The following is a 13,009-nucleotide window of genomic DNA, read 5'->3' as shown; positions in this document are numbered from 1 at the left end:
CTCTGGCTGGCTCACGCCTCTATCGGGGGAGCAGCTTTGCATGCCAGCGTTGGTCGTCATGCCCCCTGCCCATTGTGACAAAAGCTGAGCGACAAGCATAACCGGCTTACTGGCCGCGGGTGGCCCGTTACCGCTCGAAGTCGCTAGCGCCTGGCGATAGATACGGGTTGCCCTTTCGCGCTCGTTGCGCGCTATGTAATATCAGCGCAGGCTGATACTGCCTGCCGCTCGCGTCCGCAAGGAAAGGTGAAAGTATTGTTTCTGTTCCCGAATCCTCCCGTTTCTTTTGACAGTCGAGGTTTGGCAATGCGGGCACCGTGCGCCTCGACCTCAGGAGAACAACCATGATTTCGATCGAACAAGCCAAACAGATGGCCAGGCGGCTGCGTGCCTCCCGGGAACTGCTCGCGCAAGAGCTGACTCATGCCACGGCGCTGGAAACGGTGGCGCACTTGCTGGGCTACAAGGACTGGAACACTGCGTCAGCAATACTGCCCGCCGAGAATCCCTTGCCGGTCATCAGGTTCGACAAGGCCATCCCGATCCTGCGGATGTTTGACGAAGCCAAGGCCCGGGAGTTCTATCTGGATTTTCTGGGATTCAGCGTCGAATTCGAGCACCGCTTCGAAGCGGATCTGCCGCTGTATCTGGGGATCAGCCGCAACGGTCTGCAACTGCATCTCTCCGAGCACCATGGCGATGCGAGCCCCGGGGCGACCCTATTTGTGCCGATGCACAATATTCAGTTGTTGCATGACGAACTCCAGGGCAAGCGCTACGGCTACGGACGCCCGGAGATTGTTCAGCAGGGCTGGGGGCAGGTTCTGGAAGTCCATGACCCCTTCGGCAACCGCATCCGCTTCTGTCAGGACTAAGACGTTGTCGGATTGAGCGTGGGCTTGGCGCTTCGACTGCCGGACACATGAATTATCTGTAGGAGCGAGCTTGCTCGCGCGCTCTTCGGGCCGTATCGGAAAGATCGCGAGACAAGCTCGCTCCTACAGGGGTGTGGGCTATCGATGCGGCTGCCGGGCACATGAATTATCTGTAGGAGCGAGCTTGCCTCGCGAGCTCTTCGGAGCGTATCGGAAAAGCTCGCGAGCAAGCTCGCTCCTACAGGGGTGTGGGCTATCGATTCGGCTGCCGGGTACATGAATTATCTGTAGGAGCGAGCTTGCTCGCGAGCTCTTCGGGGCGTATCGGAAAGCTCGCGAGACAAGCTCGCTCCTACAGGGGTTGTGGGCTATCGATTCGGCTGCCGGGTACATGAATTATCTGTAGGAGCGAGCTTGTCTCGCGAGCTGTTCGGGCCGCATCGGAAAAGCTCGCGAGGCAAGCTCGCTCCTACAGGGCGTGGGGTTAGCGCTTGAGCTTGCGCTTGTTGCGGTACTGGTCGATCACCACCGCCACCACGATGATCAGGCCCTTGATGATGTCCTGGATATAGGCGTCAACCCCGACAAAGGTGAAACCACTGGCCATGACGCCAAGGATCAGTGCGCCGATCACCGTACCGGTAATGCGCCCTACTCCGCCCGCCAGGCTGGTACCGCCAATCACTGCCGCGGCAATTGCATCCAGTTCATAGGACATGCCCATGCCCGCCTGCCCGGTGGCAGCCCGTGCCGACGCCACGACGCCGGCCAGACCCGCCAGCAGACCGGCGATGCTGTAGACGATGATCAGGTGACGCTTGACGTTGATCCCCGAGGTACGCGCCGCCTGCATGTTGCCGCCGATGGCGTAGGTGTACTTGCCATATTTGGTGTAGCGCAGGGCAATGTGGAATATCAGCGCCACCACCAGGAAGATGATGACCGGCATCGCCCCATGTCCGATGGCGGTGTAGGAGTCCGAGAGCATGCTCACCGGCTGGCCTTCGGTGTAGTAACGCGCCAGGCCACGGGCCGACACCATCATGCCCAAGGTGGCAATAAAGGGCGGAATCCCGGTAATCGCAATGATGCTGCCGTTGATCGCCCCCGCCAGCAGCCCCACGCCAAGCCCGGCCAGCACCGGGATCCACACCGGCAGGTCGGTCAGCGACGGGAATACCGCCCGGGTGAAATCAGAGGTTTGCGCCAGGCTGGCGGCAATCATCGCCGACAGCGCCAGCACCGAGCCCGATGACAGGTCGATACCGGTGGTGATGATCACCTGGGTGACACCAATGGCCAGCAAGCCAATCACCGACACTTGCAGGATCATCAGCACCAGACGCTGGGAGTTCATCAGGAAACTCTGGTCACGCACGATCCAGCCAAATACTTCAAACACCAGACCAATGCCGATCAGCACCAGAAAGATGCTCAGCTCGGTGGGGAACCGACGACGGCTTTTGGTTTTAGGCGGGGCCACGGCAGGCTTGTTTTCAGTTATTGCGTTCATGGACGTTTTCTCTCTTGTTCTGCTGCGCCACTGACCCTGTCGGGCCGCTGCACTGAAGTCATTAATGAATCGCGGTAATACCGGAGGCCAATTGCATGATTCGCTCCTGGGTCGCCTCGCTGCGGTCCAGGGTGCCCATCAGTTCACCTTCGTGCATGACCATGACCCGGTCGCTCATACCCAGCACCTCAGGCAGTTCCGATGAAATCATGATCACCGCCATGCCTTCGCTGGCGAGGAAGGAGATCAGCCGGTAAATCTCGACCTTGGCCCCGACGTCGATACCCCGGGTCGGCTCATCCAGAATCAATACCCGGGGGTTGGTCATCAGCCAGCGGGCCAGCAAGGCCTTTTGCTGATTGCCGCCGGACAGGGTGTCGATGCATTGCTCAAGGGAAGGGGTTTTGACCCGCAACTTTTTGCACATGTCTTCGCACAGGGCGCGCAGGGCTTTTTGCTGGATAAAACCATTGCCGGCGTAATGCGGCAGAATCGCCATTTCCATGTTTTCCAGCACCGACAGGCAGGGGAAAAGTCCGGTCAGCTTGCGGTCTTCGGTCAACAGGGCGAAGCCCTTCTCGATGGCCATGTTGGGACTGGTTATACGCACGGGCAGCCCGTCCAGCTGGATTTCTCCACCACTGCTCGGGGTGATGCCGAAAATGGTTTCGGCGATGTTGGTTCGTCCCGAGCCCATCAAACCGGCAATGCCCATGATCTCGCCTGCGTGCAGGTCAAACGTAACCCCCTTGAACACGCCGTCCAGACTCAGGTCGCGGACCGACAACAGCAGTTCGCCCAGCGGGTTTTCCCGCACCGGAAACAGCTGGTTCAATTCGCGCCCCACCATCATCGAGATCAGGCTGTCGCCGTCCATGCTGTCGGCCCGCTGCAGGCCGATATAGGCACCATCGCGAAACACTGCCACTTCGTCGGCGATGCTGAACACTTCGTTCATTTTATGGGTGATGTAGATGATGCCTTTGCCCTGGGACTTGAGGTCGGCAATGATCGAAAACAGGTGGGCGACTTCCTTGTCGGTAATGGCCGAGGTCGGTTCATCCATGATCAGGATGTCCGAGTTGTACGACACGGCCTTGGCAATTTCCACCATCTGCCGCTCGGCGATGCTGAGGTTGCCTACCAGTTCCTGGGGGTCGAGGTTGATCCGCAGACGCTCCAGCAGTTGCGCAGTGCAACGGAACATCTCGCGATGGTCGATCATGTGCAGCGCGTTGAGCTGCTCGCGGCCGATCCAGATATTTTCCGCAATGTTCATGTGCGGCATCAGGTTCAGTTCCTGATGGATCATGGCTATCCCTGCCTGCAAAGCCGCCAGGGGACCGGCGAAGGTCACGGGTTTGCCCCGCAGTCGTAACTCGCCGGAGTCGGGTTGATAGATACCGGCGATGATTTTCATCAGGGTCGACTTGCCGGCGCCGTTCTCCCCCATCAGGGCCAGAACCGAACCCGGACGTACCCGCAGTTGCACGTCATCAAGCGCCACTACGCCGGGAAAACCCTTGCTGACGTTGACCACCTCCAGCAGATAAGGAACCTCTTGAGGGAGAGCCGCAGGCGCGGGCGCCATGGTCGAGGTGCTTGAAACAGTCGCTGACGCGAGCATAGCCAGTACTCCTCAGATGCCTCGGTGAATGTCCGAGACAGCGGGCAAGGCTTGAGCCCTGCCGCATATTGTTGTTATTGGATTGAGATGACGACTACTTGAAATCCTTGGCATTGTCTTTGGTGATCAGCTGGAAAGGCACCCAGACCGCCTGCTCTACCGGTTCTTTCTTGATCATTTTCAGGGCGGTATCGACCGAGCCGTAGGCCTGGCCCTTGGCGTCCTGGAACACCGTGAGCGCCAGCTCGCCCTTCTCCACCGCACGCACGCCGTCGGGGGTGCCGTCGACACCGGCAATCAGCACAGTGCCGGGCTCGATGCCGGCCTGCTTCAAGGCCATTGCCGCACCGATGGCCATCTCGTCGTTGTTGGAGACCACCGCATCAAACTTGCGGCCCTGGGTCAGCCAATCGTTGGTCAGGGTCATGCCTTTGTCTCGCAGCCAGATCCCGGTCTGCTCCTGGTCAACCTTGATATCGGGGTACTTGGTCAGTTCCTCTTTCACGCCTTTGGTGCGGTTGGTGGTGGCGTTGTTGGCCAGATCGCCCAACAGGATGACGATATCGCCCTTGCCGCCCATTTTTTTCGCCAGGTATTCCATCTGCATCTGACCGGCTTCTATATCTTTGGAGGCCACGGTGGCAACGCCTGGCGGCAGTTTTTCATCATCCGGGCGGCGATTGACGTAGACCAGCGGAATCCCGGCCTTGACCGCTGCTTCAGTGATTTTGCGGGTCGCGGCGGTGTCCACCGGGTTAACCACAATGGCGTCGACTTTCTGGCTGATAAAATTTTCGACCTGACTCAGCTGCTTGACCACGTCAGCGCGGGCATCTTCAAACTGCAACTGCACGCCTTCGGGGTTGCTCTTGGCTCTTTCGTTCATCGACTCACGCAAGTAAGTCAGATACGTGTCATCGAACTGGGACATGCTCACACCGATTTTTACGTCGGCCATGGCTGCGCCGCTGGCCAGCATCATCGACAGTGCAAGGGAAGCAAAACGTAGGCGGTGTTTCATTAGGGCAGTCTCCACATTCTTGTTGGTTTTATAGATGCGGTACGTACTTGAATGACAGCTGAGGCCAGGTCTCGCTGACCTGGAATTGACTCTATTGGAAAATAATTTCTATATCAACCGTATTTAGAATTTATTAAAAAAATAATTCTATTTTAGCTTGCCTGATCGAGCCGGATGACTTGCCTGCGCTCGGCACTCAGGCGCGCCGCGTCCAGCACCCGCAAGGCTTGCAACGCATCCTGCGGGTCCACCGGCACTGCCCCCTGGTGTTTTACCGCGTCGATCATTTGCAGATAAAACTGCTGCCAGCGGCCATGTTCGGTGGGTACCCGCTCACGCTCGGCCCCCTGCTCGAACCAGCCCCAGCGCCGATGCTCTTCGGCGCCCCAACGCTCACCTTCGGTTTTGGGCGACAACCCGGCGAGCACTGCCGCCTCTTGTCCGTCAAAGCCTTCAACGCTGTAGCTGCCCAGGCTGCCGGTCACCCGAAACCTGGGGCGTGGACTGCTTTGCAGGCAACTGCCACCGATGTGGGAAACCACGCCATTGGCATGGGTCAGGGCGATGAAGAAAGTGTGATCGATGCCGGGGTGCCCGGGGCTATCGGCCAGTTCGGCGTAAACCGTCTGCACCGGGCCGAACAGCTGCAGCGCCTGGTCAACCAGATGGCTGCCCAGATCCCGCAGCCAGCCACCGCCGCTGGCATCCCCCACCGAATCGGGAGCAAAGCGCTCAACGAATGATTCAAAGCGGGTGACCTGGCCCAGGGCAGCGGCATCCAGCAATTTGCGGATGGTCAGAAAATCCGAGTCCCAGCGCCGGTTTTGATACACGCTCAACAGCACGTTCTGACGTTGAGCTGCGGCCACTAATTGTTCGGCCTGATGGGTATCGGCGGCGAAAGGCTTGTCACTGACCACCGGCACACCCAGCTCGATGGCCTGCATGACCAGCTCCGGGCGGCCTTGCAGCGGGGTAGAAATCACCAGTAGATCAACCCCGGCTTCGACCATCTGGCCCAGGCTGTCCCAGGCCTTGACCCCGGGGTATTCGCTGGCCAACAAGCGGCGCCGCTCAGGCGAGCGGGTGACAACCCCGGCGAACGTGATGCCGGGCAAACTGGCAATCAGCGGAGCATGAAAAAAACGGCCACCGTGGCCAAAACCGACAAGTCCAATACGCATAAAGCCTCCATGTACCCGGGCGAACCTGTCTCCTGCAGGAGCGAGCTCGCCTCGCGAGCTTTTGATCTTGAAGAGCTCGCGAGGCAAGCTCGCTCCTACAGGTTTTCTGGTATTTGGTTTATTGGGCGTGCGGGCCGTAAAACCCCGGGCGCTCCGGCAACTGCACTTTGACGATTGCCCCGCTCTGCTGCGCTTCGATGCAAGCATCGGCTGCCACCGCAGCAGCAAAACCGTCCCATGCCGAGGGGCCGCCTACCCGGCCTGCACGCACGGCGTCGATGAACGCTTGCAACTCAACGTCGTAGGCGCCGATGAAACGGTCTTTCCAGTCCATCAAAATGGCGTTGGACAGCTTGGCGCCGCTGCGCAGTTGCACTTGCGACGGCTCCGGAAGTTTGGCAATCCCGGTCTCGCCCACCACTTCGCACTGAATGTCATAGCCGTACTGGCAGTTAACAAACACCTCAACATCGATCCGCGTGCCCTTGGCCGTTTCCAGCAGCACGATTTGCGGGTCTTTGAGATGGGCCAGGGCTTTGCTGGTCTTGCGCGGGAACACCACTTGCACCGAAACGTAGTCGTCATCCAGCAACCAGCGCAGCACGTCCAGTTCATGGATCAGGGTGTCGGTGATCGCCATGTCTGTCTTGTAGTTCTCGCCCACCGTCGGGTTGCGGTGCGCGCAGTGCAGCATCAACGGCTCGCCGATCTGGCCGCTGTCGATCACGGCTTTGAGTGCGCGGTAGCCCTCGTCATACGGACGCATGAAGCCGACCTGGACCAGACGCTTGCCATGGGCAACTTCTGCATCAACGATGGCCCGGCAGCCGGCGGCCGTCACTGCCAACGGCTTCTCGCAGAACACCGGCTTGCCGGCCTTGATCGCGGCCAGCACAAACTCTTCATGGCTTGGCCCCCAGGATGTCACCAGCACCGCATCGACTTCCGGTGCATTGATCAGGGCATGCCCGTCCGGGTACACCTCGGCGCTCAGCCCCAGATCAGCCACCACCTGGGCGGCTTGCAGCAGATTGATATCGGTAACGGCCACCACCTGGCTGTTGAGCAAGGTCTGGCTGCACCGACGGATATGGTCACGACCGATGGCGCCGGTACCGATCACGCCAAGCTTCAGGGAATTAGTGTTCAACGACATATGCCTGCTCCTGTTGGATTTTTTGTCAGAGGTTTGCGATCAGTACTGCCGGGCTTTGGAAAGTGCGAGGTTGAGCTTTTGTGCCGCCGCATCGGTCCGCGGGCTGGTGGACACCTGGGCCACACCCACCCGCCACCAGGTCAGGTAGCTGTGGATCATGGTTTTGGGCAGCACCTTGATGTCGATCAGGGTCGAGACCGTTTGCAAACGTGCATCGGCCAGTGCCATATGCAACTGTTCAAGGGTGCTGACCTTGTAGGTTTTGCAACCGTAGGCCGCCGCGCTCATGGCGAAGTCCACCGGCACAAAACCACCGTCGAGCTTGCCGGTTTGCGCATTGCGATAACGGAATTCGGTGCCGAAGCTGTCCATCCCGTTGCCCATCTGCAAGTTGTTGATGCAGCCGAAGGTCATGTTGTCGAACAGCACCACGTTGATCTTGCGCCGCTCCTGAATCGAGGTCGGCAGCTCGGAGTGCAGCATCATGTAGGAACCGTCGCCCACCAGCGCGTAGACCTCACGCCCGGGTTCGGCGAGCTTGACCCCCAGCGCCGCGTTGACTTCGTAGCCCATGCACGAGTAGCCGTATTCCAGGTGATAGGTGTTGACCCCCTTGCTGCGCCAGGCCCGTTGCAAGTCACCGGGCAGGCTGCCTGCCGCGGCCACGATCACCGCGTCGTCGGCCAGGCTGTGGTTGAGCACGCCCAGCACCTGGCTTTGGGTCAGGCATGAGCCGGTCAGCTCGATAAACTCGCGCAGCACCGCCGGGTCAAGGTGGTCAGTGATCTCGGGGGCGAAGTCCGGCTGCTGATAGTCGACCTGATAAACCCGGTCGACTTCCGCGTCCAGTTGCGCCCTGGCCAATTTGGGGGCATCACCCCAGTCTGAGCGATAGCCCTGTTGCCCGAGGATCTCGCCCAGGGCTTGCAGCGCGGCCCGGGCATCGGCCAGCACTTGCACGCCATCGAGTTTCAGGGCATCGCAAGGGCTGATGTTGAGGTTGAGAAACTCCACCTCCGGGTGCTGAAACAAGGATTTCGACGAGGTGGTGAAGTCGGTATAGCGGGTGCCGATGCCGATGATCAGATCGGCTTGTGCGGCCAGCAAGTTGGCGGCCAGGCAACCGGTCTCGCCGATCCCGCCGACGTTCAGCGGGTGCGCCGAGACAATCGCGCTTTTGCCGGCCTGGGTTTCGGCGAACGGAATATCAAAGCGCTCGGCAAAGGCCTGCAGGGCTGCGTTGGCCGCGGAGTACTTGACCCCGCCCCCGCAGATGATCAGCGGCTTGCGTTTACGCGCAACGATGGCCTGGGCGTCGGCCAGCATCGCCGGGGTCGGCAAGCGACGGTCGATGCGGTGCACGCGTTTTTGCAGGAAGTAATCCGGGTAATCGTAGGCTTCGGCCTGAACGTCCTGTGGCAGGGCCAGGGTGACGGCGCCGGTTTCAGCCGGGTCGGTGAGCACGCGCATGGCCTGGATGGCCGCGCTCATCAACTGCTCGGGACGGTTGATGCGATCCCAGTATTTACTCACGGCCTTGAATGCATCGTTGGTGCTGATGCTCAGGTCGTGGAATTGCTCGATCTGCTGCAGTACCGGGTCAGGCTGACGGCTGGCATAGACATCGCCCGGCAGCAGCAACAACGGGATCCGGTTGGCGGTGGCAGTGGCCGCGGCGGTGAGCATATTGGCAGCCCCGGGGCCGACCGACGAGGTGCAGGCGTAAATCTTGCGTCGCAGGTTCTGCTTGGCGAAGCCGATCGCGGCATGGGCCATGCCCTGCTCGTTGCGGCCTTGATGCACCACCAGATCGCCGCTGTCCTGCTCCAGCGCCTGGCCCAGCCCCAACACGTTGCCGTGACCAAAAATGGTGAAAATCCCGGCGATAAACTTGCTCTCGACCCCATCGACTTCGACGTATTGGTTATCGAGAAATTTCACCAGGGCCTGGGCCATGGTCAGTCGTGTCGTACTCATGTTTTCACCCTGAAAAAATACCTGTCCCGACTACTTGCTGCACGCTGCAGGAGCAAGCTCGCTCCTGCAGGTCAGGTGGGGGTTGTGGGGTTGGCTATTTGGCCGTCGGCATGCTGAATTCCGGACCCTTGGCGATGCTGTCCGGCCAGCGCTGCATCACGCTTTTGTAACGGCTGTAGAAGCGGATACCTTCTTCGCCGTAGGCGTGGTGATCACCAAACAGCGAACGTTTCCAGCCCCCAAATGAATGCCAGGCCATCGGCACCGGAATCGGCACATTGATGCCCACCATGCCGACCTTGATCGTGCGGGCAAAGGCCCGGGCCACGCCGCCGTCGCTGGTGAAGCAGGACACGCCGTTGCCGAATTCATGGGCATTGATCAACGCCACCGCACTGGCAAAGTCAGGCACCCGGACAATCCCCAGTACCGGGCCGAAAATCTCTTGCTGGTAGATACTCATCTCAGGGGTGACCTGGTCGAACAGGGTGGCGCCAACAAAGAACCCCTGCTCTGCGCCCGGCACTTTCAGGTCGCGACCGTCGACAATCAACTGTGCGCCCTGGGCCACGCCCTGATCGATGAAACCGATGACCTTGGCCTTGTGCTCAGCGGTCACCAGCGGCCCCATTTCGCTGTCCGGCTGCAAGCCATTGCCGACCTTGAGCCGGTCGATGCGCGGCAGCAGTTTTTCGATCAATTTGTCGGCCACATCACCCACGGTCACGGCAATCGAGATCGCCATGCAACGCTCGCCTGCCGAGCCGTAAGCCGCACCGATCAGTGCATCCGCCGCCTGATCCAGATCGGCATCGGGCATCACGATCATGTGGTTCTTTGCCCCGCCCAATGCCTGGACCCGTTTGCCCCGCGCGGTGCCCTGCTGATAGATGTACTCGGCAATCGGCGTGGAGCCGACAAACGACATGGCTTCGATGTGCGGATGCTGCAACAGCGCATCGACCGCGCTCTTGTCGCCTTGCACCACGTTGAATACACCATCCGGCAGGCCGGCCTCAGTCAGCAGGCGCGCCATCACCAGGCTGGCTGACGGATCACGCTCCGAAGGCTTGAGGATGAAGCAGTTGCCCGTGACCAGCGCCAGCGGAATCATCCACAGCGGCACCATGACCGGGAAGTTGAACGGGGTGACCCCGGCGCACACGCCCAGGGGCTGGCGCAGGTTCCAGTTATCGATACCGCCACCGATGTTGTCGCTGAAATCGGTTTTCAGCAGAGCCGGCGCACCGCAGGCATATTCAACAATTTCAATGCCGCGGGTCACTTCGCCCTTGGCATCGGAAAACACCTTGCCGTGTTCACGGCAGATGATTTCAGCCAGCTCATCATGGTGTTCGTCGAGCAGTTGCTTGAACTTGAACATCACCCGCGACCGGCGCAAGGACGACTGTTCGGACCAGGCCGGGAAAGCCTTGAGTGCCGAAGCCACGGCCTCGTCTACGGTGTGCTGGCTGGCCAGTGCCACCCGTGCCTGCACGGCGCCGGTGGCTGGATTGAATACGTCGCTGAAACGCTCGCCGCCTATGTCCTGGAGCTGGCCGTTGAGGTAGTGACCGATAACCGGGGTAGTGCTCATTATTGTTCTCCGAAAACGTTAAAGATCCATCAGCCAGCTGTGCTGCGGGTCGTTGTGAAATTGCCAGACGCGTTTGGGGCCGGCCATGACGTTGAGGTAATAGGATTCATAGCCATAGGGCACGCTGACCGGGTGGTAGCCCTTGGGCACCACCACCAGGTCGCTGTTCTCCACTGCCATGGCCTGATCGAGGCTGCGGTCATCGGTGTAGACCCGCTGGAACACGAAGCCCTGGGGCGGGTTGATCCGGTGGTAATAGGTTTCTTCGAGAAAGCTCTGGTGCGGCAGATCGTCGGTGTCGTGTTTGTGCGGTGGATAGCTGGACGAGTGCCCGGACGGGGTACGCACCTCCACCACCAGCAGCGAATGCGCAGGCTCGGTGTCGGGCAGAATGTCGCAGACATAGCGGGTATTGGCGCCTTTGCCGCGCACGCTGCGCTTCATGGCCTCGGGTTTGATCAGGCGTGCACCCAGCCCGGCGGTGGCCGAACCCGGTGCGGCACAGACAGCGATTTGCACCTCGCCCAAGGCCAGTACCCGGGCTTGACTGCCTGGCGGCAGGTAGGCAGCGAACGGCGATTTGTCCTCGAATACCGAGTCGCGATCGCCAATATCGGCCCAGCTGAAAGCGCCCTTGCCCGGCTCTTCGCCACTGATGGTGACCCGCCCGCTGAGCAGCACCAGGCACAGCTCCTGATCGCCGGCGCTGACCGGCAGATGTTCGCCGGCGGCCAGGCGATAAGCGCTAAAACCCACGTACTCCAGCGCACCCTGTGGCAGTTCGACCATGGTTTTACCCGTGGCCTGACTCTTGATCAGCAAGCTCATTTTCCGGTCCTCGCATCCAGCAGGCCGCGCAGGGTTTGATAACCCTTTTGCGCATAGGCAAAACTCGGCGCCACGGCCGGGTCCTGTTCGGCTTCAACCACCAGCCAGCCGTGGTAATCGGCAGCCAGCAACACATCGAGCAATGCCGCGAAATCAATGTCGCCATCGCCGGGCACGGTGAAGGTGCCGTTGATGATGCAGTCCGGGAAGCTCCACAGGTTGTTGCGTGCCAGTTGCACCACTGCCTTGCGCACATCCTTGAAATGCACGTGGCAGACGCGGTCAATATGTTTGCGCAACACCTCGAGCGGCTCGCCACCGCCCATGTAGCAATGGCCGGCGTCGAACAGCAGCCCCACCTCGGGGCCGGTCAGGCTCATCAGGGTGTCGATGTCCGACGGCGACTCTACATAGGCGCCCATGTGATGGTGATAAGCCAGGCGCACGCCCTGGGACAGGGTGAACTGTGCCAGTTCATTGAGCTTGTCGGCATAGGTTTGCCACGCCTGTTCGGTGTGAAAACGCGGGCGCTCGACCAATGGAATGCGCTGGCCCTGGATCGAGTCGGCGACTTCGCCATAGACCAGCACCCTGGCTCCGTTTTCGGCCAGCAACTGCACGTGACTGGCGATTGCATCGATCTCCTCGGCCGCCGAGCGCCGGGCCAGGCGGCTGGAATACCAGCCCGAGACCAGTGCCAGATCGTAGGGACGCAGCACATCGCCGACGCCCTTGGCGTCCTTGGGGAATTTGCCGTTGAGTTCGAAACCCTCGTAACCGATTTGCTTGCCTTCACTGAGCGCCGTGCTCAATGGCGTCTCGCCGCCCAATGACGGCAAGTCATCGTTACTCCAGGAAATCGGGTTGATGCCAATATGAATAGCGGGCATGGCTGCACCTATTATTGTTTTCTGAATTAAACAGCCCCCTGCGGCTGTACTTGAACCTGTGCCTGAAGCTGGATCTGAACCTCTGAACCTCTGAACCTGAATCTGGACCTGGACCTGGACCTGGACCTGGACCTGAACCTCTGGACCTCTGGACCTGTACCTGTACCTGAATCTGTTGGAGCGAGCTTGCTCGCGAGCTTTTGATCTTGAAGAGCTCGCGAGCAAGCTCGCTCCTACAGATGCAGATGTATGCGCAGATGCAGATGCAGATGCAGGCGCAGATGTAGATGTATGCGCAGGTACAGGTACAGGTACAGGTGCCGATGTAGATACAGGTGCCG

At 60.1% G+C, this 13,009-nt stretch carries 10 protein-coding genes; 1 reads left to right on the top strand and 9 read right to left on the bottom strand.

Annotation, left to right across the window (positions count from 1 at the left end):
• The first annotated feature begins 344 nt into the window (after positions 1-344).
• Complete coding sequence (locus FEZ21_RS12365) at positions 345-875, top strand: glyoxalase superfamily protein (RefSeq protein WP_003447633.1); 531 nt, start codon at positions 345-347, stop codon at positions 873-875.
• Positions 876-1,359: 484 nt separating this feature from the next.
• On the opposite strand, the gene FEZ21_RS12360 is transcribed toward FEZ21_RS12365, so the two are convergent.
• The 9 genes from FEZ21_RS12360 to iolE form a co-directional block, all read right to left on the bottom strand.
• Positions 1,360-2,388, bottom strand: coding sequence for an ABC transporter permease (locus tag FEZ21_RS12360; protein ID WP_003447631.1), 1,029 nt, complete (start codon positions 2,386-2,388; stop codon positions 1,360-1,362).
• A 61-nt stretch (positions 2,389-2,449) separates the two neighbouring features.
• Entirely contained in the window at positions 2,450-4,015 is a 1,566-nt protein-coding gene (locus FEZ21_RS12355; protein ID WP_003447629.1) for a sugar ABC transporter ATP-binding protein, read from the bottom strand.
• A 94-nt stretch (positions 4,016-4,109) separates the two neighbouring features.
• Positions 4,110-5,036, bottom strand: coding sequence for a sugar ABC transporter substrate-binding protein (locus FEZ21_RS12350; protein WP_003447628.1), 927 nt, complete (start codon positions 5,034-5,036; stop codon positions 4,110-4,112).
• Positions 5,037-5,188: 152 nt separating this feature from the next.
• Positions 5,189-6,220, bottom strand: a complete 1,032-nt coding sequence (locus FEZ21_RS12345; RefSeq protein ID WP_003447626.1) for a Gfo/Idh/MocA family oxidoreductase — start codon at positions 6,218-6,220, stop codon at positions 5,189-5,191.
• A gap of 118 nt (positions 6,221-6,338) precedes the next feature.
• A complete protein-coding gene (locus FEZ21_RS12340; protein WP_003447624.1) occupies positions 6,339-7,376 on the bottom strand; it encodes a Gfo/Idh/MocA family protein in 1,038 nt (345 codons plus the stop codon).
• 39 nt (positions 7,377-7,415) lie between these two features.
• Entirely contained in the window at positions 7,416-9,353 is a 1,938-nt protein-coding gene (iolD, locus tag FEZ21_RS12335; RefSeq protein ID WP_127196709.1) for a 3D-(3,5/4)-trihydroxycyclohexane-1,2-dione acylhydrolase (decyclizing), read from the bottom strand.
• 94 nt (positions 9,354-9,447) lie between these two features.
• A complete protein-coding gene (locus tag FEZ21_RS12330) occupies positions 9,448-10,950 on the bottom strand; it encodes a CoA-acylating methylmalonate-semialdehyde dehydrogenase (RefSeq protein ID WP_160627252.1) in 1,503 nt (500 codons plus the stop codon).
• An 18-nt stretch (positions 10,951-10,968) separates the two neighbouring features.
• Positions 10,969-11,778 carry a 5-deoxy-glucuronate isomerase gene (iolB, locus tag FEZ21_RS12325; RefSeq protein WP_010656080.1) on the bottom strand — a complete coding sequence of 270 codons (810 nt, stop codon included), beginning with the start codon at positions 11,776-11,778 and terminating at the stop codon, positions 10,969-10,971.
• A complete protein-coding gene (gene iolE / locus FEZ21_RS12320; RefSeq protein WP_160627250.1) occupies positions 11,775-12,668 on the bottom strand; it encodes a myo-inosose-2 dehydratase in 894 nt (297 codons plus the stop codon). The genes iolB and iolE overlap by 4 nt, the downstream gene beginning before the upstream one ends.
• Positions 12,669-13,009: the final 341 nt, after the last annotated feature.

The organism is Pseudomonas sp. 9.1(2019) (genome assembly GCF_009910445.1).
Lineage (GTDB): Bacteria > Pseudomonadota > Gammaproteobacteria > Pseudomonadales > Pseudomonadaceae > Aquipseudomonas > Aquipseudomonas paraversuta.
The sequence above is the reverse complement of the archived record's forward strand: the minus strand, read 5'-3'. Positions and strand labels throughout refer to the sequence as shown.

Coding starts and splice junctions, on each gene's coding strand:
- FEZ21_RS12365 (WP_003447633.1), top strand. CDS start 345: ATGATTTCGATCGAACAAGCCAAACAGATGGCCAGGCGGCTGCGTGCC.
- FEZ21_RS12360 (WP_003447631.1), bottom strand. CDS start 2,388: ATGAACGCAATAACTGAAAACAAGCCTGCCGTGGCCCCGCCTAAAACC.
- FEZ21_RS12355 (WP_003447629.1), bottom strand. CDS start 4,015: ATGCTCGCGTCAGCGACTGTTTCAAGCACCTCGACCATGGCGCCCGCG.
- FEZ21_RS12350 (WP_003447628.1), bottom strand. CDS start 5,036: ATGAAACACCGCCTACGTTTTGCTTCCCTTGCACTGTCGATGATGCTG.
- FEZ21_RS12345 (WP_003447626.1), bottom strand. CDS start 6,220: ATGCGTATTGGACTTGTCGGTTTTGGCCACGGTGGCCGTTTTTTTCAT.
- FEZ21_RS12340 (WP_003447624.1), bottom strand. CDS start 7,376: ATGTCGTTGAACACTAATTCCCTGAAGCTTGGCGTGATCGGTACCGGC.
- iolD (WP_127196709.1), bottom strand. CDS start 9,353: ATGAGTACGACACGACTGACCATGGCCCAGGCCCTGGTGAAATTTCTC.
- FEZ21_RS12330 (WP_160627252.1), bottom strand. CDS start 10,950: ATGAGCACTACCCCGGTTATCGGTCACTACCTCAACGGCCAGCTCCAG.
- iolB (WP_010656080.1), bottom strand. CDS start 11,778: ATGAGCTTGCTGATCAAGAGTCAGGCCACGGGTAAAACCATGGTCGAA.
- iolE (WP_160627250.1), bottom strand. CDS start 12,668: ATGCCCGCTATTCATATTGGCATCAACCCGATTTCCTGGAGTAACGAT.